The sequence below is a fragment of the Candidatus Marifrigoribacter sp. Uisw_064 genome (assembly GCF_047730175.1).
Classification (GTDB): Bacteria; Bacteroidota; Bacteroidia; order Flavobacteriales; family Flavobacteriaceae; genus Marifrigoribacter.
The window spans coordinates 2,503,894-2,530,830 of the sequence record NZ_CP159833.1 but is presented as its reverse complement, the minus strand read 5'-3'; the positions used below and the strand labels follow the sequence as shown (position 1 = coordinate 2,530,830).

Here is a 26,937-nt window from a genome sequence, read left to right as displayed (position 1 = left end):
TGATTAAAAGGAAATAGTACTTTTGTCGACACTTATTTAATATAATGAAAAATATATGAGTTTGAATGATTTGTCTTTAAAGCTTTATAACGTAGGTTTAAGTTATAAAAAAGCAGATGTTAAAATGAGAGGCATTTTTAGCATCACTAAAGAAGATCAATTAGCTTTATTAAAAGAAGCAAAAGATACCGGAATAGAGGGAATCTTTGTTGTTTCTACTTGTAATAGAACTGAAATTACTGGCTTCGCAAAACATCCTTTTGAATTAATAAGTCTTCTTGTAAAATACTCAAAAGGGAATGTGGAAGATTTTATTAATGTATCTAATGTTTATAAAAATAAAGATGCTGTAAACCACCTCTTCAATATTGGTGTTGGCTTAGAGAGTCAAATCCTAGGAGATTATGAAATTGTTGGACAACTTAAAAATTCATTCCTTCAAGCAAAAAAAGTAGGAACCACAAACGCTTATTTAGAGCGTTTAATTAATCTCGTATTACAAGCTAGTAAAGATGTTAAGAATAATACTAAACTAAGTTCAGGTACTACCTCTGTTTCCTATGCAGCAATTCAATACATAATTGATAACATCTCTAATTATAACGAAAAGAAAATATTAAATTTTGGATTAGGAGATATAGGAAAAAATACTTGTAAAAACTTGTTGAAATATACCAACAATCAAAATGTAACTCTTATTAATAGAACGCAGGATAAAGCCATTCGATTTAAGAATGAACACAGTTCAATTACAGTGAAGGATCTTTCAGAGTTAACACAAGAAATTAAGGACACCGAAATATTAATTGTTTCTACAGGCGCCAACTTTCATACCATAACAAAGGATCATATTCAAAAAGGGAAAAATTTATTGATTATAGATTTATCAATGCCTGAAAATGTAGATATAACTCTAAAAGAACAAGAAGGGATTACACTTATAAATGTGGATGAATTATCAAAAATAACTGATAAAACAACCGATACACGAAAACAAGAAATTCCAATAGCCGAAGGGATTATTAAAAAATACAAAGAAGAATTTAACGATTGGATATCGTACCGAAAATTTGTTCCGGCTGTGAATGCTTTAAAAGAATCATTAAAGTCCATTCAGATGAATGAAATAAATTTTCAAAGAAAAAAAATTAATGATTTCAACGAAGAACAAGCTGAAATTATAACTTCGCATATGATTCAAAAAATTACCACCCAGTTTGTAAAACATTTAAAAAATGAAGATACGGCTGTAGATCAAAGTATTGAAGTGGTAAGTAAAATATTTAATTTGAAAGAGCTAAGCTTAAACGAAAATGATTAAAATAGGTACTAGATCTAGTCAATTAGCACTTTGGCAAGCAAACGCAGTAGCGCATCAGTTAAAACATCTTGGACATGTAACTCAAATTGTAAAAATTGAGTCATTAGGAGATCAACAACTTGACAAACCGCTATACGAATTAGGAGTTACAGGTATCTTTACCAAGAGTTTAGATATTGCATTAATTAATGGTGATATCGATATTGCGGTACACTCATTAAAAGATGTACCTACAAAATTACCTGAAGGTGTAATACAAGCTGCCGTTTTAAAAAGAGGAAATTTCAACGATACATTGATCGTAAAAAAAGACGAAAGTTTTTTCGAACAAGAACACGTAACAATTGCTACGGGTAGCATACGTAGAAAAGCACAATGGTTACATCGATACCCTAATCATAACATTACAGGTTTACGCGGTAATGTGAACACTCGAATTCAAAAATTGGAAGACAGTGATTGGGATGGTGCCATATTTGCCACCGCAGGATTAATGAGATTAAAACTTTTTCCTGAACCAGAACAACATCTAAAACTAAATTGGATGATTCCTGCGCCTGCTCAAGGTGCAATTATGGTTGCTGCTCTTGAAAGTAATAACCATGTGGTTACTATTTGTAAAGAATTAAATGATGAAGATACTGCCCTATGTGTTGGTATCGAACGTGATTTTTTACGCACTTTAGAAGGTGGTTGTACCGCTCCTATTGGTGCATTAGCTACTATTAAAGAGGATGCTATAAAATTCAAAGGAGTTTTATTTAGCCCCGATGGGAAAAGAAAATTAGAATTTTCTAAAGAAACAACTAGAGATGAGGTTGGTGATTTAGGTGAATTTGGCGCAAATTATATTTTAGGTAGAGGTGGTAAAAAACTCATGCGTGAAACGATTAGTATCGAAAAAGAAACGAATGTGTATTCCACTAAGTTTCTTTCAAAAACTCAAAGTATAAATGTATTGCCAGAAGTTGGTGTTGCAATGAGCGACTTTATTACCATTAAATACAATCGCATACAACCTCAACATGTAAAGAATCCTATAAAAAATGTAGTATTTACAAGTCAGAATGCTGTAGATGCACTTACATATAGCTATGCTTCAGAAGATTTAAATTTTGAAAACATTTATTGCGTCGGAAGAAGAACAAAACGACTCATTGAAAAGAAAATAGGAAAAGTAACTAAAGTGGAAAGCTCTGCTGAAAAATTAGCAAATTATTTAGCTGAAAACCTAAAAGAAAAGGATGTTACTTTTTTCTGCGGAGACAAAAGAAGAGACGATTTGCCTACTATTTTAGCAAAAAATGATTTTAATGTTATTGAAGTAGAATCGTATCAAACACTTTTATCTTCTGAAGAAATTGATCCAAAATATTCTGGTATTTTATTCTATAGCCCTTCAGGTATTGAAAGCTTTTTAAAAAGCAATACTTCTCTAAATCGAATTGCTTTTTGTATTGGAGAAACCACAGCTTCCGAAGCTAGAAATCATTTTGAAACAGTGATCGTTTCAAAAGCATCTACTGTCGATAGTGTAATAGACTCCGTAAATAAATATTTCAAAAATAAATTGAAAGACGATGATAAATAGAACCAGACGTCTTCGTAAAACTGAAAGTATTCGTCGGTTAGTTAGAGAAAACAAACTAACGATAGACGATTTAATCTATCCGTTATTTATTGAAGAAGGAGAAAACATTGAGAAAGAAATTAAATCCATGCCCGGAATTAAAAGATTCTCTTTAGATCGAATTTCAAGTGAATTAGATGAAGTTTCAGCACTGGATATCCCTGCTGTTTTATTGTTTGGTATTCCTTCTGAAAAAGATGATACAGGTACCGAAACATGGAACGATAACGGAATTGTTCAACAAGCCATTCGTTTCATCAAAAAAAACTATCCAAAACTATATGTAATCACAGATGTATGTTTCTGTGAATATACCAGTCACGGCCATTGTGGAGTAATCCATAACAAGGATGTAGATAACGAGGCAACGGTAGTAAACCTTGCAAAACAAACCATCTCTCACGCAAAAGCTGGAGCCGATATGGTAGCGCCTTCAGGAATGATGGATGGAACCATATTAGCCATAAGAGAAGCATTAGACAATACAGGTTTTTATGACCTTCCTATCATGGGGTATTCTGTGAAATATTCATCTGCTTTTTACGGACCTTTTAGAGATGCTGCAGATTCTGCACCAACTTTTGGAGATCGTAAAACCTACCAAATGGATCCTTCCAATCGAGATGAAGGAATGCGAGAAGCAACTTTTGACGATATGGAAGGAGCTGATATTTTGATGGTAAAACCTGCCCTCTCCTATTTAGATATTATACGTGATTTAAAAAATAATTTCGATAGACCTATTGCTTGTTATAATGTAAGTGGCGAATATGCCATGATAAAAGCAGCAGGTGAAAAAGGGTGGATTGATGAAGAAGCTGTGATGATGGAAAGCTTACTTTCTATGAAACGGGCAGGAGCCGATATTATCATTACTTATTTTGCAAAAGAAGTAGCTAAAGTATTGTTGAAACGTTGAAAAGTTTAAATGCAATTTTCACCTAGACAATTTCGCAGAACAACAAATAAACAGATAAACATTTAAAAATGTATTTAGAAAAATCAATCGAATTATTTACAAAAGGTAAAAAGAATCTAGTCGGTGCAGTAAATTCTCCTGTTAGAGCTTATAAGTCTGTTGGAGGCATTCCGATTTTTATAAAAAAAGCTAGTGGTAGTAAAATTACAGATGTAGATCGTAATGAATACATTGATTTTGTACTATCGTATGGTCCTATGATTTTAGGGCATCGTAATAAATATGTAGATAAATCAATTTTAAGAGCCTTAAAAAGAGGCTATACTTTTGGAGCTTCTACCACTGGAGAAATAAAGCTTGCCAAAATGGTGTGTGATGCTTTTCCAGGAATGGATAAAGTTCGTTTTGTAAACTCAGGGACTGAAGCCGTTTTTAGTGCTTTACGTCTAGCAAGAGCTTATACCGGAAAGGATAAAATCATCAAATTCGCTGGATGCTACCACGGACATTCAGATGCTTTATTAGTTGCTGCTGGTTCTGGGTTAGCAACACTAAGTATTCCTGGTAGTAAAGGAGTACCTGAAGATGCAGTAAAAAACACACTGATTTCAGAATATAACAATATTGAAAGTGTAAAAAAGCACATTAAAAAACATAAGGATATTGCTGCTGTAATTATTGAACCTGTAACAGGAAATATGGGAGTCGTACTTCCAACGAAAGAATTTATCAAAGAGCTTCGTTTTATCACAAAAGAAAAAGGAATCCTTTTGATTGTAGATGAAGTAATGACAGGCTTCCGATCTAAATATGGAGGTGCACAAGAGTTATTAGGTATTGAAGGTGATATTACCTGTCTAGGAAAAGTTATTGGTGGTGGTTTCCCCGTTGGTGCTTATGGTGCTAGAAACGAAATCATGCAAATGGTAGCTCCACTGGGAGATATGTACCAAGCTGGAACCTTATCGGGTAATCCTATCGCTATGGCTTGTGGTATTGCGACCTTGAAAGAACTTATGATTCAGAGACCTTATGCGAAGTTTGAAAAAACAGCAAAAAGACTTGAGTCTGTTTTATTAAAAGCAGCAAAAGAAAATGGTATTGACCTTCAAGTGAATCGTTTTGGTTCGATGATCAATCCTTTCTTTACAAATGAAAAAGTAAGCAATTTTAAAACGGCACAGACTTCAGATACTAAAAAATTTAAAACATTTTTCTGGAATATGATTGAGAATGGAATATTCCTTCCTCCTTCACAATATGAAGCATGGTTTTTATCTACAGTACTTTCTGAAAAAGATTTAAAAAAGACAGAGAATGGAATTAAAGCATCCATGAAAGCGGTTGCAGAAAAACATAATGTATAATTAGTAACAGCTATCTGGTAGCAGGTATTTTAAAAATTAAGAATCAAGTAAATGCACAATTTCAAGGAATTAAATAGTTGGAAACTCAACTTTTAATTACAGAAGAGCTAGGATTCACTTCTAAAGAAGAAGTTGAAGATTTATTAATTAAACTGAATAAAATTCAGAAGATGCTCGTAAATTTTCAAAAACACTTAAATAATACCTAGTACCAAATACTAGATACCAAATACAAAGTAGCAAGTAGCAAGTAGCAAGTAGCAAGTAGCAAGTAGCAAGTAGCAAGTAGCAAGTAGCAACTAATTTAAAAACTAAGAATCTAGAAAAGGTATGATTTTAAAAAATATTTTAGTTAAGAATAAACCAAGTACAAAATACTAGAAACCAGATACCAAATACTAGATACCTGATACCTGATACTAGATACCAAAAACCAATGATCAAAAACGATTTATACTTAAGGGCTTTAAAAGGAGAAACAGTTGAACGTCCACCTGTATGGATGATGCGTCAAGCTGGACGCTACTTACCTGAATTTATGGCGATTAAAGAAAAATACGATTTCTTTACTCGTTGTAGAACTCCCGAATTAGCTTCAGAAATAACAGTACAACCTATCCGTCGATATGGAATGGACGCCGCTATATTATTTTCAGACATTTTGGTGATTCCACAAGCCATGAATATTGAAGTAGAAATGAGACCAGATGTTGGTCCTTGGTTACCGCATCCTATTCGTACGCAAAAAGATGTAGAAAATGTAATCGTTCCCGATGTTACGGTAGAATTAGATTATGTAATGCAAGCCATCAAAGCAACGAAAGAATTACTGAATGATGAAATTCCGTTGATCGGTTTTGCAGGTTCTCCATGGACGATTTTATGTTACTGCGTACAAGGTCAAGGTTCTAAAAATTTCGACAAAGCCAAAGAATTTTGTTTTACACACCCTGTGTTAGCTCATACTCTACTTCAAAAAATTACGGATACAACTATTGCATACTTAAAGGAAAAAGTAAAAGCGGGAGTTGATGCGGTTCAGGTATTTGATTCTTGGGGAGGTATGCTTTCTCCAGTCGATTATCAAGAGTTTTCCTGGAAGTATATCAATCAGATTATTGAAGCTTTAAAAGACGATGCACCGGTGATTGCCTTCGGAAAAGGATGTTGGTTTGCGCTAGAAAATATGACGGATTCAAATGCTTCTGCTTTAGGGGTGGATTGGACCATCAGCCCAGAATTGGCTAGAAAATTTACAGGAAACAAAATTACGTTACAAGGAAATATGGATCCAACTCGTTTGTTTTCTCCTCCTTCAGAAATAAAGAAAATTGTAACCGATATGATTGATAGCTTCGGAAAAGATAAATACATCGTGAACCTTGGACATGGTATTTTACCTAATATTCCACTTGATAATGCCAAGGCATTTATTGATGCAGTGAAAGAGTATGAAGTAACAGGAAGCAAGTAGCAAGTACCTGATACCAGATACCTGATACTTTATTCCAGATACTTTATACCAGATACTAAATACCAAAAAAATGAAAGACCCATTTTATTCATACATTCAAACACTACAAGACACAATTTGTACTGCTCTTGAAGCTATTGATGGGAAAGCAACGTTTAAAGAAGATCTTTGGGAACGCCCCGAAGGTGGTGGCGGTAGAACCCGTGTCATTGAAAATGGTGCAGTATTCGAAAAAGGAGGCGTTAATATTTCGGCGGTACATGGTGCTTTACCTAAAGCAATGCAGGATTATTTTAAGGTAACAGAAAGTAATTTCTTTGCCTGTGGCTTAAGCTTAGTGTTGCATCCTAACAATCCGTTTATTCCTACAGTACATGCCAATTGGCGCTATTTCGAAATGTATGACCTCGAAGGGAATATAATTAAAAGTTGGTTTGGTGGAGGACAAGATTTAACTCCGTATTATTTATTTGAGGAAGACGCCATACATTTTCATAGCGTTTGTAAGAATGCTTGCGATATACACGATCCCGAATTTTATCCAACACATAAAAAACGTTGTGACGAATATTTCTGGAACGCACACAGAAATGAAGCGCGTGGCATTGGAGGTTTGTTTTTTGATCACCTTCAAGAAACAGATGACTATACAATGCAAGACCGTTATAATTTTGTGACTGAAATAGGAAATAGTTTTTTAAATAGTTATGTGCCTATTGTTCAGAAAAGAAAAGATACTGAGTATACAAAGCAACAAAAAGACTGGCAAGAAATTAGACGCGGGCGATATGTAGAGTTCAATCTTATACATGACAAAGGCACTTTATTTGGTTTAAAGACCAATGGGCGCATTGAAAGTATTTTAATGAGTCTTCCCCCAAAAGTTCAATGGCATTATAACCATGAGCCAGAAAAAAACTCGGAAGAAGAAAAATTGCTAAACGTTTTAAAAAATCCAAAAAACTGGTTAAAATAGCCTTATCAGTTCGATACAATCGAAAAATAATAAGACTAGGGCTTTTTATTCTCCTAAAATGATTGGAGTTCTAGCCAACGCAAAAACCATAAATGAACCTGTTTTAGGTAATTTAAAGAGACCGTAAAATTTTAAACTGTTTGATAAATCTATTAGATTGTCATTTCGAACATTGCTACAAACAAAATATAATTTGTTTGTAGCAAGCTAGCATAGCTAGTCGAGAAATCTACAGGCTAGATTTTCCTGTCTTCCAGTTTAACTGCCGTAGGAAGGCATGAAGGTTTGTTTCTCCTCAGATGTCACACTGAGCTTGTAGAAGTGTTGACTGGGGATCTAGTAATGCAAAAATAAAAGACCTATCACTATTTTTAGAACCTTTATATGCTATCCCCGGTCCTATTTGCCTTTGGCGAAAGGTGTGGGGATTTTTAGTATTGAAAAACAAAAGTATGTTTATCTATTAACTGAATCCGATAAACGTGCATGAACATAATGATATAAACCGTTAGCTGTAACCAAAAATGAACGAATATTTAGATGTTGAAAAAGAAAAGAAGACTATGATAAAATATATTCAGAAGCTTTTAGAGCATTTAATTTTTAATGTAGCACAATAAATTTTGCAGTAAATGTTTCTTTTTCACTTTCTAGTATTAAATAGTATAATCCATTCTTTAAAAAAGACGTGTTTATTGAAGAGTTTATAATTTCAACATCCATATCTACGTATTGACCTAGTGCATTAATAATCGAAGCATCCTTAATATTACTCTCTTTCTTAATAAAGAGTATATTATTTACTGGATTAGGATAGAGGAATACATTTGACAAAGAATTACTCTCTACATTTAAAATAGGATCAAAATACTCAAAGGCACCAATGTCTGGGAACACATTATATGGCACGAAATAATCATCAAAATCAGCGTTTAAATTAACATCAATACCCGCATCTATTGCAGGTGAAATAGACGTTAGATGGAAATCACTTCCAATACGATTTACAAATTCAGGTTCAGCAAAAAAGCCATCCGAGTCTTGCTCAAAAGTTGTTTGATATTCTGATAAAGAATAATTTGACTCTGTAGACCTAGAATAAATAGTAACAACACCGTCAGGTGTAAAATAGATGTTATTGTTAAATTTAAAAGAGGGATGATCTGGAGGGCGAGTAGCTTCTAAAAAACGCATCACTCTTGTCATGCTTCCTTGTAGTGTAGTGAAAATATTATTTTTCACTATTACATTTTCAATTTCACCGCTTAAGTCAAATAACGTTCCTCCTCCATCCCATGCAAATACATTGTTGTAAATTTCAACATTATCTCCGTGAACTAATAATAAGTGGTGCCCATCACCTATTATTTGGCTATAAATAAGCTTTACATTTGTTGCATCTCCACCTATAATTATAGCTGCTGCAGTTTCCATGGTAGGTTCATATAGACTTTTGTGATTTTGAATAGTAACGTTATTGGCAGAGTGTCCAACAACGACACCTCCTCTGCTATTATTTTTGGATACGTTATTAAATAAAGTAATATTAGACCCTGTAGTGATGTCAAATCCTTGTTCTCCACATAATTCTGCATAGTTATTTCTAAAAATAAAATTTGAGCCAGCAGAATTATTACTACCGTCTTCATGCACTACGATACCATCATTATTTATCACTCCAGAAACGTAGCAGTTCTCTACAATTACATTACTGAGTTTGTCAAACTCAGATCCGTTAAGGTATATGCCGTTATTTGATGCGTTAATTACACGTACATTATCAATTAAAATATCACTACCTCCTTTACTTATAACCAAGGCATTTTGTCCAGAATTATAGATTTCAAGTCCTAATACGTTAATGCCGTAACAACCGCCATTGACTGCAATAGCTAAATTGGTGGCGGTACTATTTTTAAGTATCAAATCTTGAAAGGTAATATAAGAGCGGTAGCATGTAATTGAACTAACTTCATTTGACAAGACATCAATAATAGGTTTGCTACCGACCCCATAAGCTCCAAATAATATATTGAAATCAATAGATCCAGCGGAAGGAACTTGAAGTCTTTCGTTCCAAGTATCATCCCTATTAAATAAAATATTGTCTCCTGGAAGAAAAATTGAACTGTTCACTTTGTTAATAGTTAACCAGGGGTCATTAGGAGATAGCCCGCTATTTGTGTCATCACCATTATTAGAGACATAGTATGTTGTAGCAAACAAATTATTACTTATTAAAGTTAGAATAATTGATACAATAATAATTTTTCTCATATTTTGTTTTAAATAAGTACTAGCAGATTGTCTAGACCGTTAGAATATTGATACAAGATAAGTGTTAATTTGCTGAATACCAAATAACAGCTAAAAGTAAAGGGCTATTCAAAAGGTATGATTACAAAAATACTTACTCCCCTTGTGGAAGAATTTATAGGACTTGGAATTTTTATTAATAAAATGAAGGATTTTCAGTAATTTAATGACTTATAGGAATAAAGGGTAAGGAGTGGTTCTATTAATCAATACCAATTAACCAGACTTTATTTCAGAAATTATTCGTTCTGTTGCTTTAACTTATCATTGGGATGATTATCTCCCTACACATGAAAAAATAGAAATAGATCCATCTACTATCGCTGAGGTTAATGGCCAAGACGAAGCAATAATTTCTTTCTTGACTATGGTGAATATTGATAAAAAAGTCTCAATGGACTTTATCTTAGAAGGCAACTTTGAAGAAGCAATGAATGTATATAATTCATTATTCAAGCAAGATCCTACTATTAATAAAGGCAACTTAAATAGATTAGGTTATAATTTTTTAAATGAATCGAACACAAAAATGACGAAGGACATTTTTAAAGTAAACATGACGCTCTATCCTGATTGCTTTAATGTGTTTGATCGTTATGCAGAATCCTGTATGAAAACAGGAAAAACCGATTTGGAAATTTTAAATTATAACAAATCTTTAAGCTTAAACCCTGAAAACAATAATGCTACAGAAATGCTTAAAGGATTACAGAAAAGTAAGTAAAAAAAGGTTTGGTGAAAATTACGTGCATAAAAAAGCCCCTTCAAATGAAGAGGCTTTTTTTATACTTCCTATTATAAAACACTATGCTTTTACAGGAATGTTCTTTAAAATTTCTATAACGAATTCCCAGTATTTTTGAGCTGAAGATATACTTGCACGCTCATCTGGAGAATGGGCTCCTTTAATCGTTGGACCAAATGATATCATGTCCATCCCTGGATAATTGGTTCCTAAAATACCACACTCTAATCCGGCATGACAAGCAGCAACATGTGCTTTTTCACCATTTATCTTTTCATATAAAGCATCTAAAACTTTTAATATAGGGCTATCCATATTGGGTGCCCATCCAGGATAATTTCCCGATAAATTAATACTAAATCCTGCCAATTCAAAGACCGAACGCAATGAATTTACCATATTATCTTTAGATGATTCTACAGAAGATCGTGTTAAACATTCAATCGTAATGACATCATTATTTACGGCTATTTTCGCAATATTATTTGATGTTTCTACCAAATCTGAAATAGCAGGACTCATTCTAAAAACACCATTATGAGCTCCATGTACCGCCTTAATAAATAATTCTTGATCTAAAGAATTCATTACATGTTCTGGTAATGTATCTAATTTTTCAGCAACAACTGTAATATCAGATTCTAACAAATGAAATTCATTATTAATTTCATTCTTTATTTTATTAAAACTTGACAGGAAATCAGAATCATTTTTACTTTCAACAACAACTACACAATTACTTTCTCTAGGAATGGCGTTTCGTAAACTACCTCCTAATAATGAAGATAATAAACAATAGTTATTTGTTTCAGATAATATTCGATTCATCATTTTATTAGCATTTCCTAATCCTAATTGAATCTCCATTCCACTATGTCCTCCTTGCAGTCCTTTTACGGTTAATTTATATGAACTCGCATTACTTGGAGTTAATACTGGACTATATTTTTTTGTTGCAGTTACATCTACTCCACCTGCACATCCTACTCCAATTTCATCGTCTTCTTCAGTATCTAAATTTAAAAGGATTTCACCTTGTAGAATTCCTCCTTTTAATCCTAAAGCACCAGTCATTCCTGTTTCTTCATCAATTGTAAATAAAGCATCAATTGCTGGATGGTCAATGGTATTACTCTCTAGTATTGCCATAATAGTAGCTACACCCAATCCATTGTCTGCTCCTAAAGTAGTGCCATTAGCAGAGACCCAATCCCCTTCAACATACATCTCAATACCTTGGGTTGCAAAATCGAATTCGGTATCATTATTTTTTTGATGTACCATATCTAAATGTGATTGTAGTACAATCCCTTTTCTGTTTTCCATTCCTGGGCTTGCAGGTTTTCGAATAATAACATTTCGCACATCATCTTCAAAAGTTTCTAAGCCCAAATTTTTTCCAAAGTTTTTTATAAAATCTATAACCTCTTCTTCTTTCTTTGAAGCACGAGGTACCGCATTTAAATCTGCAAAATTATTCCAAAGTCTTTTTGGCTCTAAATTTCTTATAGCTTCATTCATATGTTTCATTTTATTAAAATATTTCAACAAAATTACGCTTTTCGCATAGCATTAAAAATTATATATAGATTTCTTTGTATGTTTGAAACATGCAAAAAAGAACCAAATTAATTTTAACCGCGCTCCTTATTATTCAAATTATACTTTTGCAGATACTTAAGTTTTTTCCAGAATTTATTGAACGCTATTATAGCAATGGATTATATCCTTTCTTATCCACTATGTCTCGCTATTTATTTGGTTGGATTCCCTTTTCTATTGGAGATGTTTTTTATACCCTTATTGGTATTATTGCTGTACGTTGGTTGTACAAAAACAGAAAAAGAATTAGAACTGATATTGTAAGTTATATCTTAGATATTACAGCGACTCTTTCTATTGTATATTTTGTTTTTAATCTATTATGGGGATTTAATTATTACCGTGTACCGCTTCATAAAACGTTAAACCTAGAAACTGACTATACCACCGAGCAACTCATTAGTACCACAAAACGATTTATTGAGAAGTCGAATGAATTACATAGAACACTCGGCTTTCATGATACTACCAAAATAGATTTACCTTATTCACAAAAAGAAATATTTGAAAAATCTTTAAACGGATATCAAAATCTTGAGAAAATTCATCCTAGTTTAGGATACCACCCAAAAAGTATAAAAAAGAGTGGTTGGAGTTTAGGGTTAACCTATATGGGTTATAGTGGATATTACAATCCTTTTTCTGGTGAAGCACAAGTAAATAGCCTCATCAAAAACTATAAATTTCCGGTGGTAAGTTGTCATGAACAAGCACACCAATTGGGGTATGCTGCTGAAAATGAAGCTAACTTTATTGCAACTTTAGCTACATTAAATAACGATAACACTTACATTCAATATGCTGGCTATATTTTCGCCTTGCGCTATTGTGTAAATGAAATTGCACGAAGGGATATGGATACATATCATGAAATTATTGAAACCATAAATCCTGGAATACTAGCTAGTTATAAAGAAATGAGGGATTTTTGGCAAAGTTACAAAAACCCTTTCGAAGTAGTATCTAAAGTCTTTTGGGATACTTTTCTAAAAGCAAATAATCAATCTAATGGCATTATGAGTTACAGCTATATGGTTGCTTTAGTTGTAAACTATTATGAAGATAAACCTTTATAATTTTTTAAAAAAATGTTAAAACCACAGGTTATACTTATTTAGTTAAGATGCATTAGTATCTTTAAAAACCAAACGAATCAATCCTTTTAAATGAAAAAAGTCATTTTATTATTTCTACTTTTTTTTAGTTTTTCTATTGTGCATGCACAAGTGTATTTTCCGAAGAATTCAAGCTTAAAAAAAGAAAACAGCAATTATACTGTATTTACAAATGCAACTTTGTATATAACTCCAACTCAAAAAATTGATAATGGAACCTTAGTTATTAAAGATGGAAAAGTAATTGCTGTAGGATCAAATGTTACCATTCCTAAAAATTCTATCATTACTGATCTAAAAGGGAAATACATCTACCCTTCTTTTATAGATCCTTATTCAAATTTTGGAGTTTCAAAACCTGAAAAAGTTAAATGGAAACAATCTCCACAATGGGAATCGAACCGAAGTGGTTTTTATTGGAATGATCACATCATGCCAGAAAACAATGCTATTGATAATTTTAAATATGTAAGCAAAAAGGCAAAAGAGTTGAGAAATGCTGGTTTTGGTGTGGTGAATTCTCACATCATGGATGGTATTGCAAGAGGAACTGGAGTTTTGGTAAGTTTAAATGACAATGCTAATAATAGTGAACGTATTCTAGTAGAAAATTCTGGAAACTATTTTTCTTTCTCAAAAAGTGTCGCAAGCAGACAACGTTATCCAGGTTCATTAATGGGAGCTTCTGCCCTATTGAGACAAATGAATTATGACGCAGATTGGTATGCAAAAGGAAATAGTAAAACAAATGATCGCTCTTTAGAAGCCCTTATCAAGAATAAAAATCTTCCTTCATTTATAGAAGCCGGAAATAAATATAAAGATGTTTTAGCTGATAAAACTGGAGACTTATTTAATCTGAACTATATCATCGTTGGTGGTGGTGATGAATATGAATCTTTAGAAAGTATTAAAGCAACACAAGCTTCGTATATCATTCCTATCAATTTTCCAAAGGCTTACGATGTAAGTGATCCATACGCAGCAAATTATATTTCGATTGCCGATATGAGAGCTTGGAATCAAGCGCCTAGCAATCCAAAGGTATTATCAGATAATGGGGTTTCTTTTTCATTAACTACGCACCAATTAAAAAGCCCTGCAGACTTTAAAAAACACTTAAATAGAGCCTTCGAATATGGATTTGATAAAACCAAAGCTTTAGAGGCATTAACAACTGTTCCAGCTCAGTTATTAGGTCAGAGTGATAAAGTTGGTTCTTTACAAGTAGGGCGTTATGCAAACTTTTTAATTACATCTGGTGAAATATTTGAAAAGAAAACAATACTCTATGAAAACTGGGTTCAAGGAACAAAAAATGTTCTCGTTGATAAAGAAATTAAAGACATCCGTGGAACATATACAACACTTATTGGAGGTAAAAATTATAGCGTATTAATAAAAGGAGAATTAGCAAAACTATCTTCGGAAGTAAAACTAGATAGTATTAAATATCCTTCAAAAATAAGCTATAAAGACAATTGGGTGAATCTTTCATTTTCAGATAAAGATAAAACTGAAAGCTTTCAAACTACTTCAAGAATTTCTTCTGAAGAAAACATAACAGGAAAAGTAATCATGCCAAATGGTTCCGCCTCAAGTTTTACGGCGCGTAAATTAACTTCCGAAGAAGAAAAGAGTGAAGATTCAGAAAAAAACAAATCCGATAGTAAGCCAGAGTTAGTTCCTATCACTTTTCCAAATGTAGGATATGGTTCTACTACCCTACCTATTTCACAAAACATTTTATTTAAAAATGCAACCGTTTGGACTAGTGAAAAAGAGGGAATATTACAACATACAGATGTGCTTATTAAGAACGGAAAAATTTCAAAAATTGGAACAAACCTTTCTAGCGGAAATGCAACAGTAATTGACGCTACAGGTAAACATCTAACTGCTGGAATAATCGATGAACATTCACACATTGCAGCGTTTAGCATTAATGAAAGTGGGCATAACTCTTCTGCTGAAGTTAGCATTGAAGACGTGTTAGATCCTGAAGATATTGATATTTATAGAAACCTAGCTGGAGGAGTTACTAGCATTCAAATTTTACATGGTTCTGCAAATCCAATTGGAGGACGTTCTGCAATTATTAAACTTAAATGGGGTGAAGATGCTGATGGTTTGCTTTATACTGACCGTCCGAAGTTTATAAAATTTGCCTTAGGAGAAAACGTAAAACAATCGAATTGGCAAAGCTACAATCGTTTTCCGCAAACACGAATGGGTGTAGAACAGCTGTATGTAAACTACTTCAACCGTGCTAAAGAATACGATACAAAAAAGAAGAGTGGAGCAACTTTCCGTTATGATGAAGAAATGGAAGTGCTTGCTGAAATACTAAATGGCGAACGATTTATTAGTTGCCATTCATACGTTCAAAGTGAAATCAATATGCTGATGAAAGTCGCTGAGAAATTCAATTTCAGAGTAAATACATTCACTCATATATTAGAGGGTTATAAAGTAGCCGACAAAATGAAATCTCATGGTGTTGGAGCTTCTACCTTTAGTGATTGGTGGGCTTATAAATTTGAAGTAAATGATGCAATCCCTTATAATGCAGCAATTATGACCAATGAAGGGGTTACCGTTGCTATTAATAGTGATGATGGCGAAATGTCTCGTAGATTAAATCAAGAAGCTGCAAAAACGATCAAGTATGGTGGAATGACTGAATTACAAGCTTGGAACATGGTCACGATCAATCCTGCAAAACTACTTCATTTAGACCATCGTGTTGGTAGTATAAAAGAAGGTAAAGATGCTGATTTAGTACTTTGGAATGACAATCCATTATCCATCTATGCAAAAGCTGAAAAAACATTGATTGAAGGTGCTGTTTATTTTGACATGGAGCTTGACAAGCAAAAACGTTCTGCAATTAAGAAGGAACGAAATACCCTAATTAAAATGATGCTGAAAGAAAAAGAAGGAGGAAGTAAAACACAAGCACCTAAACGAAAAGGCAACAAAGAATTTCATTGTGAAACCATCAACTAAAAGAGAGATGAAAAATTTAAAAAACATATTCGTTATAGCTGCAATTAGTTTGAGTTTCTCAATATTTGCACAACAATCTCCTGCCTTAGCTCAAGAAGGTATTATCACTATCGTTGGAGCTACGGCTCATATTGGTGATGGAACGGTCATTGAAAATAGTATTATTTCATTTGAAAACGGTAAAATTATCGCTGTTGCTGATGCTACTACTTCTAAAATTGCACTAAGAGGAAAAGTGATTCAAGCGGAAGGAAAGCATGTTTATCCCGGGTTTATTGCTCCAGCTAAATCTTTAGGTTTAGTAGAAGTAAATGCGGTAAGAGCTAGTAATGACCAAGATGAATTAGGAAATTTTATCCCTAATGTTCGTAGTCTAATTGCTTATAATGCTGAAAGCAAAGTGGTAGAATCCATGCGTCCTAACGGAATATTGATAGGGCAAATTACTCCTAAAGGAGGAAGGATCTCTGGCACCTCATCGATCGTACAATTTGATGCTTGGAACTGGGAAGATGCAGCAATAAAAGTAGATGATGGAATACACCTTAACTGGCCAACTAGTTTTAGAAGAGGACGCTGGTGGAGTGGTGAACCTCGTGGATGGCAACCAAATAAGGATTATAGCAAGCAAACTGATGAAGTAACAGCCTTTTTAAACCAGGCAAACGCATATGGTAAAACCAATTCAAAAGTTCAAAACGAACCTTATAAAGCTACACAAGGTATATTTAGTGGAAGTCAGAAACTCTATGTTTATGCGCAAAGAGAAAAAGAAATTATTGATGCTGTTACTCTGTTAAAAGAACATGGAGTTCAAGATATTGTAATCGTTGGTGGTTATGAAGCTCACAAAATTATCCCTTTTCTAAAAAAACATACTATTTCGATTTTAATTAAGCAAACGCATGCTTTGCCAATGGATAGTGATGATGATTATGACTTGCCTTATAAATTGCCTAAATTATTAGTAGATGGTGGTTTATTAGTTGGCTTACAAAATGCAGGAATGTCTAATTTTCAAACTAGAAATTTACCTTTTTATGCGGGTCAGGTTGCGGGTCAAGGAATGGATAAAGAAAAGGCCTTACAACTAATCACTTCGAATACAGCAAAAATTTTAGGAATAGATACCGAGTATGGAACGTTAAGCGTTGGAAAAAGTGCTACGCTATTTATTTCTGAAGGAGATGCTTTAGACATGCGTACTAATCTTCTAACAAAAGCTTTTATTGATGGGCGAGATATTTCTTTAGAAACACACCAAACAGAACTTTGGAAACGATATACTGAAAAGTATGAAAACGAAAAATAAGCCTTCTAACTAATGAAACGACTTCTTATAAGTATCATTCTGGTTTGTATAACTGTCATTATATTTTTCTCAACAGGAATGAATCATATAGCTTCAAATCTTGTAAAAGCATATTCTGAAACAACACTATATGAAAATGCTATTAAAATAGTAAATGAAAACGAACAAGTAATTGAATTATTAGGAGCTATTGCTCCTTTAGAATCTTCTGCTATTTTTGAGGGAGAAGTTAAGTATACCCATCAATATAAATCTGTACAAACTACAGTACGTATTAAAGGTGCCAAGGGTAAAGCAAGAATGGATATTACAGCAAATATTGAAAACAATCAATGGGTTTACACAATTTTGACGGTTCGAATAAAAAAACCTACAGAATTAAAACAGAGTATCGAAATTATAAAGCTCAACAATATTGATTGAATATTGTAAATTACAAGCCTATATTTTATGTAAAAGCATTTTGATAATTACAACACATAAATAGAATAAAAAAACGAACAGGAAACTATTCGTTTTTTTGATGTTTACCTTAATTATATATTAATTTTTAACTATCTTTTTACTAATTTCCTTACCATCTTCACTTCTAATCTTTAGAAAATAAATACTAGGAGTTAATAAAGAAAGATCTATGCTATAAGCTGTTGTATTGTTTTTTATTTCTTCAGAAATAAGTAATCGACCCTCTATAGAGTATATTGAAATCTCAAGGTCTTCAAAACTTTCTAACATATCAATCTTTAGTATATTTTCTACCGGATTTGGATAAATTAAAAATTGTTCAGAAAATAAATCATTGACAGAAAGTATCCCGTCGGTTTCAATTTCAAAACTATTTTGAATATGAGCGCCTGTATACGCATTTTCCATGCGTACATGAATCGTTTGTGGGTTTTCTATATTCTGATATTCCTCAAGATTTACAATTGGGTTTATGCCCTGCTCTGCATCATCTTCAGAAAGATAATAGGAAAACAAAAATGAATACACATTCGTATCAATTCCACCAAGCATTAGTGCTTCGTTTATAGTTAAATCAAAAATTGCCAACCCATCTCCATCGCCTTCATCTGTAAAAATGTTTTCAGGATCCTCTTCCATTACTGGGAAAGCTCCAAAAGATCCACCTCGTACAAATAAAGCACTATCATAAGCTGTATCTGTTGCATCAGCTATCACAATTTTAAGTGTATACAAATCTCCGATAATTAACTCTCCTATATTCAAAAAAGTAACCGTTTGTCCATTATAATTGATTAATGCTTCATCTTCAGGTAGAAATGGCTCAAAATTATACGTGTCAAAATAGGCTTCATTAATAGCACCACACTGCCCAGGTACTTCTGGGTGTATAGTAGTAGCTTTTATTGGAGTATCATTATCTGGTATTAGTGCAATATTTTCAGAAAATCCTGTTGAATTATTCGTTAAAATAAAAGCAATAGCATCATCAAAAGTGCACTCAAAATTTTGATTGTATTCTTCAGAAGCCAATATAAATTCAATACTAATTTGAGAAACTGCTGGCACAAAATCAAATTGAAGTGAGCTTGCATTAATAGTGTTTGATGAACCTGTTACCTCTTCTAAATCTGCATCACCAGGCCAACCAACTCCACCCTCATTAAGTAAATCTAAGTTAGGCCCTGGAACATTTATAACGTTACCAGAGGTAAGTACAATACCCGAAAAAGCAAAATCGGTTGCATTTTTATTAAATGCTGCAATACCATTAACATCACCATAATCTGTACCAGTACTCATCCCAAAATTAGAAGATGGAAAATTAGGGTTCCCAATTAATACATCTTCAATTAACTCTTGCACCGTATTTGTTTGGTCAATGGTGATTTGTCCAAAACAGAAGGTTGTGAATATCAATAAAAATAAAAGTAGCTTATGTTTCATATTAGCTTTTTTTTTAGTAATATATATAAATTCTATTGAACAAGATAGAAAATTACATTTTAAAAATAAAAGCAATTGTATAGAAGCCTTTCTTTATAGGGTGAATGCTTAAGGAAAATGTTTAAACGTAGCGTTATTATATAAAATATATTCAAACTTGAAAAGTCGGAACTTTCAGGTATTCTTTTTTTCTTCTCTTTTTTTTAATTAACTAGTCCGTAATGGTGATACTCATTTTTAGAATTCATGGATAAAAAAAAGATTCCACTTTCGCAGAACCTTTTTTTATGTATTTACTTTTTTTTATAAACAGTAAAATCAGAATGACCACCCGCTTTATAAGATCTTGCTAATCCTCTTCTATTTTATCGTAACTGTATTCATTTGTAATGTTACCGCTGTTTGTGCTAGTAACCTTCCGTTTACAGTAGCTTCTGTTTGTACAGCAATTGAAGTTGCACCTAATAAAGTTCCTTCTAAATGACTTGTGGTACCTAGGGTAACCGCACCTGCAACTGCCCAAAAAATATTTTTGGCTTGCGCACCTCCAGATAAATTAATTCTAACTGCAGAACTCATCGTAAACGTTCCTGCAACTTGAAATATCCATATATCATCCTTATTTCCGTGAATTGTCATGTCTGACGGTATTAAAAGTGCACTTGTCCATTTATGAAGCCCCGGTGCAAAACTTAGTCCTCCTATACTTCCAGCTCCTTCATTTATAGAATCAGGGTTAGAGCGTCCTGCAGCATCTGTATATGCAGTTTGCATAGCACCTACAGCTAATGATAGTTTAGTAGCATCAGTTTCTCTACAAGCAAGTGGACCTCCAGCATCAACTGTATATATATTTCCAGTAACTTGGGGACATGTTAATAAAAGAGCAGCTCCCGTTATTGGGCTTGTTCCTACATTTCCTGTAATGACAGATGGATATACATTAGTAATTCCTGTTTTTGAAAGAATCGCAAAGCTTTCCGCATCACCAAGAATAACAGGTGGTATTGAAGTTCTAGTTTGCGTAATAGTTAAATTTGCTTCCTCAGGTTCAAAGGATTCCTTCTCTGAACTACAACTTAACATTAGTCCAATAAATAGTAACGCTAGAAATGGAATTTTTTTAATTAGATTCATGATTTTTTTTTATGATTTTAACATTCTTAATTGTCAGTTTTTCCAATACAAATATAGCTTAAATATTATGAAAAAAAGAAAAAAATGAAAATCAGCTCATAAACGATAATATGTGTTTTTAATCTGATATTTAGCTAGTTAAAGAACAAAAAGACCCTTGTAAATACATTAAAAACCACTGCTGAAAATGAAAATTTGTTTTGATTTAAATAAAAAAATAACTGCATCAGCATTTATGAAAAATTTGCTATGTTTTTTATATTTAAATTAAAATTAATTGCTGTTTTTTTTGCCTCTAATTTTCCTATAGAAAATACTTGCAAATAAAAACCCTCATCAGAGTATAAATTTTTCTTTTTTAGATCGCTGCGGTAATCTTAAAATAATCAGTTATTTGGCAACCTTAATTGGTCCATGTATAGATCAACTATTCCTTGATGATTCTTTTCTGAAGAAAATCATAACACACAAAATTGCAACTACGCTAATAAAAAAATGTGCGGGCTTATTCCCATAGTCTTCATTAATTTTGTAACACCCTTATTACGTTCTTAATTTGCCCCTTGCAGGTATCCAAAAAGTATAGTTACTACGCAAAAAAAAAACAGATACCAGCAAATGCTGGTATCTGTTTTTTTTAAATTGCAGTAAATGCTATGACTCTCTCTTTAGAGTAGAGACTAAACTTACAACATCAGGTAAACCTATAATCCCACTGTTGGTTAGGGTTTAATAATTGTATTCATTTGCAGCGTTACCGCTGTTTGTGCTAGCAACCTTCCCATTATGGTTGCTCCCGTTTGTACAGCAATTGAGGTTTGAGCTAATAAGGTTCCTTGAAGATGACTTGTAGTACCTAGAGTAACTGCACCTCCAACTTGCCAAAAAATATTTTCGGCTTGTGCACCTCCAGATAAATTAATTTTAGCTGCAGAACTCATATTAAAAGTTCCTGCAACTTGAAATATCCATACATCAGTCGCATTACCGACAAGTGTTATGTCGGATGCAACCGCAAGGGTACCGGTCCACTTATATAGCCCTGGTGTTAGCAAATTTCCTCCGATAACTCCGCCTCCTAAATTTAGAACATCAGGGTTAGCGCGTCCTGCAGCATCTGTATACGCAGCTTGCATATCAAGCACAGATGTTGTTAGCAGTGGTGCATCAGTTACTCTACAAGGAAGTGGGCCAGCAGCATCAACTGTATATATGGTTCCACTAACTTGGGGACATGTTAATAAAAGAGCAGCCCCCGTTATTGGGCTTGTTCCTACATTTCCTATAATGGCAGATGGAGGCACATTAGTGATTCCTGATTTTGAAAGAATCGCAAAATCTTCAGCATCACCAAGATCAACTTGTAATAGCGGGTTAGGTGGTGGTGGTGGTGGTGGTGGAATAACTATTTTTGGATTCTTAATTGAATTCATTTGTAGTGTTACCGCTGTTTGTGCTAGTAACCTTCCACATACAGAGGCATTTGTTTGTAACGCAATTGAGGTTGCACCTAATAAGGTTCCTTGAAATTGACTTGTGGTACCTAGGGTAACCGCACCTGCAACTGCCCAAAAAATATTTTCGGCTTTCGCACCTCCAGATAAATTAATTCTAACTGCAGAACTCACATTAAAAGTTCCTGCAACTTGAAATATCCATACATCAGTCGCATTACCGATAAGTGTTATGTCGGATGCAATCGAAAGGGTACCGGTCCACTTATATAGCCCTGGTGTTAGCGAATTTCCTCCGATAACTCCGCCTCCTAAATTTAGAAAATCAGGGTTAGCGCGTCCTGCAGCATCTGTATACGCAGCTTGCATATCAAGCACAGATGTTGTTAGTCCAGGAGCATCAGTTACTCTACAAGGAAGTGGGCCAGCAGGATCGACTGTATATATAGTTCCACTAACTTCGGGACATGTTAATAAAAGAGCAGCTCCCGTTATTGGACTTGTTCCTACATTACCCCTAATGACAGATGGAAAAACATTAGTGATTCCTGATTTAGAAAGAATCGCAAAATCTTCGGCAGAACCAAGATCAACTTGTAATACCGGGTTAGGTGGTGGTGGTGGTGGTGGAATAATTATTTTTGGGTTCTTAACTGAGTTCATTTGTAGTGTTACCGCTGTTTGTGCTAGTAACCTTCCGTATACCATGGCTCCTGTTTGTACCGCAATTGAGGTTGCACCTAATAAGGTTCCTTCAAAATGACTTGTGGTACCTAGGGTAACCGCACCTGCAACTGCCCAAAAAATATTTTCGGCTTTCGCACCTCCATATAAATTAATTTTAGCTGCAGAACTCATATTAAAAGTTCCTGCAACTTGAAATATCCATACATCAGTCGCATTACCGATAAGTGTTATGTCGGATGCAATCGCAAGGGTACCGGTCCACTTATATAGCCCTGGTGTTAGCAAATTTCCTCCGATAACTCCGCCTCCTAAATTTAGAACATCAGGGTTAGCGCGTCCTGCAGCATCTGTATACGCAGCTTGCATATCAAGCACAGATGTTGTTAGCAGTGGTGCATCAGTTACTCTACAAGGAAGTGGGCCAGCAGGATCAACTGTATATATCGTTCCACTAACTTCGGGACATGTTAATAAAAGAGCAGCTCCCGTTATTGGACTTGTTCCTACATTACCCCTAATGACAGATGGAGGAACATTAGTGATTCCTGATTTAGAAAGAATCGCAAAATCTTCGGCAGAACCAAGATCAACTTGTAATACTAAAGATCTAACTTGCGAATTAATTAAATTTGCTTCCTCAAGCTCTAAGGAATTAATCTCTGAATCACAGCTTAATATTAATCCAATAAATAGCATCGCTAGAAATGGAATTTTTTTAATAAATTTCATAATTTTTAACAATTTTGATTATCATTTTATTAATGTTATTTTCTCTTGAAAAAATGTATTTTTCAATTATTTAAAACTTCATTATAACATCATTATAACATCAAAATTAAGTCGGAAATGTATTATATATTTAATAAAAATGAAATTTTCGCCGAACTAACAAAAATTTTCGTTAAACTACATAAAATGACTAACTTATTAAATATTTTTTGTAGGAACAACAGATACGTATATACACTTACACCTAATGTTTTTAAGGTTTTTTATAATAAATTTACGTGAGAATTTCCATAAGAAATACCACTATCATATACTTATAAAATGTGAAAAAATCGTATAATCGACTAGTATGTCTTTTTCACCAAAAGCTAACCTGTATATTTGCATCATATTTTTTAAGCATGATAAATAAGGAAATTTATAGACGTAGAACGTTCGGAATAATCTCGCATCCAGATCCAGAAAAGAACACGATAACGGAAAAATTATTGCTATCTAGTGGTGCAATACAAGAAGCTGGTGAATTGAAGAATAATAAAATAAAGAAGGGAGCTACTAGTGATTTTATGGAAGTTAAAAGACAGAGAGGTATTTCTGTAGCAACTTCCGTATTAGTATTCGAGTATCAAGGCATAAAAATTAATATTTTAGATACTCTAGGGCATAAAGATTTTGCTGAAGACACTTTTAGAACTCTTACTGCAGTAGATAGTGTTATTGATTTAGCAAAAGAGTTGAAGAGCAAACTGAAAAACTTTAAAAGCCACTGCTGAAAATTAAAATTTATTTATATTTTAAAAAATAATCAGAGTAACAACATTAAAAAACCGAGCAGCTAATTATATGAAGTATAGAATATTAATTATCATCGCCTTTTCATCAATTAATTCGTTGTTTTCCTGAGATTCAGAATATAGTAATATAATTTCAGAATACTTAAAAGACTCAAAGCTCGCAATTAGTATGAGTCGTATGGCTAAAAGTAATGGATATAAAAAGAGTGAAAAATTTAAAATTACTTGCCTTTTTGGAATTGGCAATGACGGTAAACCAACAAAAATTGTAGTTCGTGGTCCCTTGCCCCAAATTGAAACTCTCGTGGCATTCAAGCTTAGCAAGCTTATTATTCTAGAGGAATTATTAAAAGAAGCAGAGAAAAATAATGAAAATCGAAAATTTACTTTGCCTATTTTTGTTGATGTTATGAGTCAATCTGATATCAATAAGTAATTAAAAAAGGAAGATCGGCTTAAAAAAAAAGAAACAACATACTAGTAACTAGCTATAAAAAAATATAATGTAAATGGCTACTAGATTTAAATCTAGTACAAATAATTAACTATCTTTAGATCTGAAAAAACAAAACAAAAACTCTGTTCCCAATCAACAGTCTTTGGGGTTAATTTAAAAGAAAATATGAAAAAACTATACCTTGTATTACTTCTAACATTTATCTCACCACTATGTACCAATGTAGTTTTTGCTCAATGCGAAGGTATTACAGTAGAGAGTCTTACAAACCCTGGACTTTTTGAAGTAGAGACCCTCACCGAGGCAGATGGAATACGTAATGGTCTTGATTATTCTGGAGCGACCATTTACTACCCTACAAACGCAACACCGCCTTTTGCTAGTATTGCAATCGTACCCGGATATACAGCTTCCCCTTCAAGTGTTGAGGAATGGGGTCCATTTTATGCTTCTCACGGAATTGTAACCATTATTATAGGAACGAATTCTATTTTTGATTTTCCAGAGGCACGCGCTATTGCACTAATAGATGCCCTGGAAACTATAAAAGATGAAAATACTAGAAACTCATCTCCGCTTGAAGGAGCTCTTAATTTAGACCAATTGGCCGTAAGTGGCTGGTCTATGGGTGGTGGAGGTGCGCAAAGAGCCGCTGTACTTGATAATACCATTGCTGGTGTTGTTGCCTTATGTCCGTGGCTCCCTAGCCCTCAGTTCGATCATGATAGTCCTGTTCTAATTTTTAGTGGTGAAAATGATGCTGTTGCACCTCCTTCGCAACACGCAGATATTCATTATAATATAACTCCGAATACAACTGACAAGTTACTATTTGAAATTGCAAATGGTAATCATTCTGTAGCCAACACCCCTGCTGGTGGAGGGGGATCTGTAGGACAAATCGCCCTTACTTGGATGAAGCTATATGTAGAAGAAAATGATTGTTACTGTTCCTTGTTAACAGACGATCTCTTAGTGAATCCTCCAGCTGCATCTAAAGTAGAGCAAGATTTCGAATGTGAATTATTAGGAGTCAATCAGCAAGAATTGGTTATTGGAGTGTATCCAAATCCAACAAATAATAGTGTCAATATAGAAGTTCTTGAAGATGTACAATACGAACTCTTTTCAACCTTAGGCCAACGTTTATTAGAAGGATATCTAACGGGGAGTAACAAACAAATTGACTTGTCACAGTTTCCAGATAGCATGTATTACCTATATATAGAAGGTCAAATTATTAAACTTATTAAATATAATTAATTAGCTGATAAAAATGGTTAAAATAATTTATTAGCTTAAATTTCGCGCAATAAATTATGAGCAACAAATTACTTTTTTTGATAGGAATACTTGGAGTTTCACTTTTTGCTGTTGCTTCCTTTTTGGGAGGTTTTCAGTTTGAAAACTATGACCCAATTTCACAATACATTAGTGAAACAATGGCTGTTGGCACTCCCTACGGAGAAACATTACGGTTGTATGGATATATTCCGAGTGGGATTCTATTGACCCTATTTGGATTCAATGCATTTAAAAAATTTCCTAAATCTAGTCTAACTAAAATTGGCTTTTGGGGCTTTGGGATTTTTTATGGCATTGCAACTATTGTGGTTGGAGTTTTTCCTTGTGACCAAGGCTGTAACAAAGAGTTAATCGATCCAAGCATTTCGCAAATAATTCATAATTTAACAGGGTTCCTCACCTACGTTTTTGTACCGATTAGTATTCTTATTGTCAGTATCGGATTGAGAAACTCAAAGAATTTTTTGAAGCTTTCAACTATTGGATTTATTTGTGGGTTATTTTCTATTGTCTTTGTTGGCTTATTAATATCCGATCCCTCAACAAATTATGCAGGTCTATTTCAGCGAATTATCGAAAGCATATTTATCATTTGGATAATTGCTTGTGCTTTCAACATTAAAAAAAGCATCGGTTTTTGAAATTTGAATAATTTATTAATCCAAAAATGCTTCGTG

General features: G+C 33.5%; 20 protein-coding genes and 1 pseudogene. 16 read left to right on the top strand and 5 right to left on the bottom strand.

Going from position 1 to position 26,937, the window contains the following annotated elements:
* Positions 1-55 precede the first annotated feature (55 nt).
* The 7 genes from hemA to hemF all read left to right on the top strand — a co-directional run bounded on the left by hemA (position 56) and on the right by hemF (position 7,687).
* On the top strand, positions 56-1,321 hold the full coding sequence (hemA, locus tag ABXT64_RS11315) for a glutamyl-tRNA reductase (protein ID WP_443633043.1): 1,266 nt from the start codon (positions 56-58) through the stop codon (positions 1,319-1,321).
* Complete coding sequence (gene hemC, locus ABXT64_RS11310) at positions 1,314-2,912, top strand: hydroxymethylbilane synthase (protein WP_443633042.1); 1,599 nt, start codon at positions 1,314-1,316, stop codon at positions 2,910-2,912. The genes hemA and hemC overlap by 8 nt, the downstream gene beginning before the upstream one ends.
* On the top strand, positions 2,902-3,870 hold the full coding sequence (gene hemB, locus ABXT64_RS11305; RefSeq protein ID WP_443633041.1) for a porphobilinogen synthase: 969 nt from the start codon (positions 2,902-2,904) through the stop codon (positions 3,868-3,870). The genes hemC and hemB overlap by 11 nt, the downstream gene beginning before the upstream one ends.
* Positions 3,871-3,938: 68 nt before the next feature.
* Positions 3,939-5,237 carry a glutamate-1-semialdehyde 2,1-aminomutase gene (gene hemL / locus ABXT64_RS11300; protein WP_443633040.1) on the top strand — a complete coding sequence of 433 codons (1,299 nt, stop codon included), beginning with the start codon at positions 3,939-3,941 and terminating at the stop codon, positions 5,235-5,237.
* A 77-nt stretch (positions 5,238-5,314) separates the two neighbouring features.
* Positions 5,315-5,446 carry a four helix bundle protein gene (locus ABXT64_RS11295; RefSeq protein ID WP_443633039.1) on the top strand — a complete coding sequence of 44 codons (132 nt, stop codon included), beginning with the start codon at positions 5,315-5,317 and terminating at the stop codon, positions 5,444-5,446.
* Between the two features lie 227 nt (positions 5,447-5,673).
* Complete coding sequence (gene hemE, locus ABXT64_RS11290) at positions 5,674-6,711, top strand: uroporphyrinogen decarboxylase (protein WP_443633038.1); 1,038 nt, start codon at positions 5,674-5,676, stop codon at positions 6,709-6,711.
* A gap of 70 nt (positions 6,712-6,781) precedes the next feature.
* Positions 6,782-7,687 (top strand): oxygen-dependent coproporphyrinogen oxidase, encoded by a 906-nt coding sequence (gene hemF, locus ABXT64_RS11285; protein ID WP_443633037.1) that lies wholly within the window; start codon positions 6,782-6,784, stop codon positions 7,685-7,687.
* Between the two features lie 603 nt (positions 7,688-8,290).
* On the opposite strand, the gene ABXT64_RS11280 is transcribed toward hemF, so the two are convergent.
* Complete coding sequence (locus ABXT64_RS11280; RefSeq protein ID WP_443633036.1) at positions 8,291-9,964, bottom strand: right-handed parallel beta-helix repeat-containing protein; 1,674 nt, start codon at positions 9,962-9,964, stop codon at positions 8,291-8,293.
* Between the two features lie 433 nt (positions 9,965-10,397).
* On the opposite strand from ABXT64_RS11280, the gene ABXT64_RS11275 reads away from it, so the two are divergent.
* Positions 10,398-10,727: a tetratricopeptide repeat protein gene (locus tag ABXT64_RS11275; protein WP_443633035.1), complete on the top strand. Its 330-nt coding sequence runs from the start codon at positions 10,398-10,400 to the stop codon at positions 10,725-10,727.
* An 81-nt stretch (positions 10,728-10,808) separates the two neighbouring features.
* On the opposite strand, the gene ABXT64_RS11270 is transcribed toward ABXT64_RS11275, so the two are convergent.
* Positions 10,809-12,269, bottom strand: a complete 1,461-nt coding sequence (locus tag ABXT64_RS11270) for an aminoacyl-histidine dipeptidase (protein ID WP_443633034.1) — start codon at positions 12,267-12,269, stop codon at positions 10,809-10,811.
* A gap of 146 nt (positions 12,270-12,415) precedes the next feature.
* Here ABXT64_RS11270 and ABXT64_RS11265 point away from each other — a divergent pair, with 146 nt between their 5' ends.
* The 4 genes from ABXT64_RS11265 (at position 12,416) to ABXT64_RS11250 (ending at position 18,209) form a co-directional block, all read left to right on the top strand.
* Positions 12,416-13,426, top strand: coding sequence for a DUF3810 domain-containing protein (locus ABXT64_RS11265; RefSeq protein ID WP_443633033.1), 1,011 nt, complete (start codon positions 12,416-12,418; stop codon positions 13,424-13,426).
* 90 nt (positions 13,427-13,516) lie between these two features.
* The gene (locus ABXT64_RS11260) at positions 13,517-16,474 is read left to right on the top strand and encodes an amidohydrolase family protein (RefSeq protein WP_443633032.1); all 2,958 of its coding nucleotides are present in this window, start codon (positions 13,517-13,519) and stop codon (positions 16,472-16,474) included.
* A 7-nt stretch (positions 16,475-16,481) separates the two neighbouring features.
* Complete coding sequence (locus tag ABXT64_RS11255) at positions 16,482-17,786, top strand: amidohydrolase family protein (RefSeq protein ID WP_443633031.1); 1,305 nt, start codon at positions 16,482-16,484, stop codon at positions 17,784-17,786.
* A 12-nt stretch (positions 17,787-17,798) separates the two neighbouring features.
* Positions 17,799-18,209: a cytochrome c oxidase assembly factor Coa1 family protein gene (locus ABXT64_RS11250; RefSeq protein WP_443633030.1), complete on the top strand. Its 411-nt coding sequence runs from the start codon at positions 17,799-17,801 to the stop codon at positions 18,207-18,209.
* 120 nt (positions 18,210-18,329) lie between these two features.
* Here ABXT64_RS11250 and ABXT64_RS11245 read toward each other — a convergent pair whose 3' ends face one another.
* The 3 genes from ABXT64_RS11245 to ABXT64_RS11235 all read right to left on the bottom strand — a co-directional run bounded on the left by ABXT64_RS11245 (position 18,330) and on the right by ABXT64_RS11235 (position 23,704).
* Positions 18,330-19,697: a choice-of-anchor L domain-containing protein gene (locus ABXT64_RS11245; RefSeq protein ID WP_443633029.1), complete on the bottom strand. Its 1,368-nt coding sequence runs from the start codon at positions 19,695-19,697 to the stop codon at positions 18,330-18,332.
* A gap of 360 nt (positions 19,698-20,057) precedes the next feature.
* Positions 20,058-20,834: an ice-binding family protein gene (locus ABXT64_RS11240; RefSeq protein WP_443633028.1), complete on the bottom strand. Its 777-nt coding sequence runs from the start codon at positions 20,832-20,834 to the stop codon at positions 20,058-20,060.
* Between the two features lie 722 nt (positions 20,835-21,556).
* Positions 21,557-23,704, bottom strand: a complete 2,148-nt coding sequence (locus ABXT64_RS11235; protein WP_443633027.1) for an ice-binding family protein — start codon at positions 23,702-23,704, stop codon at positions 21,557-21,559.
* A gap of 401 nt (positions 23,705-24,105) precedes the next feature.
* On the opposite strand from ABXT64_RS11235, the pseudogene ABXT64_RS11230 reads away from it, so the two are divergent.
* From ABXT64_RS11230 to ABXT64_RS11215, 4 genes and pseudogenes are all read left to right on the top strand, one after another.
* Positions 24,106-24,461: pseudogene (locus ABXT64_RS11230) on the top strand (GTP-binding protein); the annotation flags it as partial.
* Between the two features lie 215 nt (positions 24,462-24,676).
* Positions 24,677-24,934, top strand: coding sequence for a hypothetical protein (locus ABXT64_RS11225; RefSeq protein WP_443633026.1), 258 nt, complete (start codon positions 24,677-24,679; stop codon positions 24,932-24,934).
* 186 nt (positions 24,935-25,120) lie between these two features.
* Positions 25,121-26,218: a poly(ethylene terephthalate) hydrolase family protein gene (locus ABXT64_RS11220; RefSeq protein ID WP_443633025.1), complete on the top strand. Its 1,098-nt coding sequence runs from the start codon at positions 25,121-25,123 to the stop codon at positions 26,216-26,218.
* Between the two features lie 56 nt (positions 26,219-26,274).
* Positions 26,275-26,901, top strand: a complete 627-nt coding sequence (locus tag ABXT64_RS11215) for a DUF998 domain-containing protein (protein WP_443633024.1) — start codon at positions 26,275-26,277, stop codon at positions 26,899-26,901.
* Positions 26,902-26,937: the final 36 nt, after the last annotated feature.

Bases quoted from the DNA above. Each gene is read 5' to 3' on its own strand.
- hemA (WP_443633043.1), top strand. From the start codon at position 56: ATGAGTTTGAATGATTTGTCTTTAAAGCTTTATAACGTAGGTTTAAGT.
- hemC (WP_443633042.1), top strand. From the start codon at position 1,314: ATGATTAAAATAGGTACTAGATCTAGTCAATTAGCACTTTGGCAAGCA.
- hemB (WP_443633041.1), top strand. From the start codon at position 2,902: ATGATAAATAGAACCAGACGTCTTCGTAAAACTGAAAGTATTCGTCGG.
- hemL (WP_443633040.1), top strand. From the start codon at position 3,939: ATGTATTTAGAAAAATCAATCGAATTATTTACAAAAGGTAAAAAGAAT.
- hemE (WP_443633038.1), top strand. From the start codon at position 5,674: ATGATCAAAAACGATTTATACTTAAGGGCTTTAAAAGGAGAAACAGTT.
- hemF (WP_443633037.1), top strand. From the start codon at position 6,782: ATGAAAGACCCATTTTATTCATACATTCAAACACTACAAGACACAATT.
- ABXT64_RS11280 (WP_443633036.1), bottom strand. From the start codon at position 9,964: ATGAGAAAAATTATTATTGTATCAATTATTCTAACTTTAATAAGTAAT.
- ABXT64_RS11275 (WP_443633035.1), top strand. From the start codon at position 10,398: ATGGACTTTATCTTAGAAGGCAACTTTGAAGAAGCAATGAATGTATAT.
- ABXT64_RS11270 (WP_443633034.1), bottom strand. From the start codon at position 12,269: ATGAATGAAGCTATAAGAAATTTAGAGCCAAAAAGACTTTGGAATAAT.
- ABXT64_RS11260 (WP_443633032.1), top strand. From the start codon at position 13,517: ATGAAAAAAGTCATTTTATTATTTCTACTTTTTTTTAGTTTTTCTATT.
- ABXT64_RS11255 (WP_443633031.1), top strand. From the start codon at position 16,482: ATGAAAAATTTAAAAAACATATTCGTTATAGCTGCAATTAGTTTGAGT.
- ABXT64_RS11250 (WP_443633030.1), top strand. From the start codon at position 17,799: ATGAAACGACTTCTTATAAGTATCATTCTGGTTTGTATAACTGTCATT.
- ABXT64_RS11245 (WP_443633029.1), bottom strand. From the start codon at position 19,697: ATGAAACATAAGCTACTTTTATTTTTATTGATATTCACAACCTTCTGT.
- ABXT64_RS11240 (WP_443633028.1), bottom strand. From the start codon at position 20,834: ATGAATCTAATTAAAAAAATTCCATTTCTAGCGTTACTATTTATTGGA.
- ABXT64_RS11235 (WP_443633027.1), bottom strand. From the start codon at position 23,704: ATGAAATTTATTAAAAAAATTCCATTTCTAGCGATGCTATTTATTGGA.
- ABXT64_RS11225 (WP_443633026.1), top strand. From the start codon at position 24,677: ATGGCTAAAAGTAATGGATATAAAAAGAGTGAAAAATTTAAAATTACT.
- ABXT64_RS11220 (WP_443633025.1), top strand. From the start codon at position 25,121: ATGAAAAAACTATACCTTGTATTACTTCTAACATTTATCTCACCACTA.
- ABXT64_RS11215 (WP_443633024.1), top strand. From the start codon at position 26,275: ATGAGCAACAAATTACTTTTTTTGATAGGAATACTTGGAGTTTCACTT.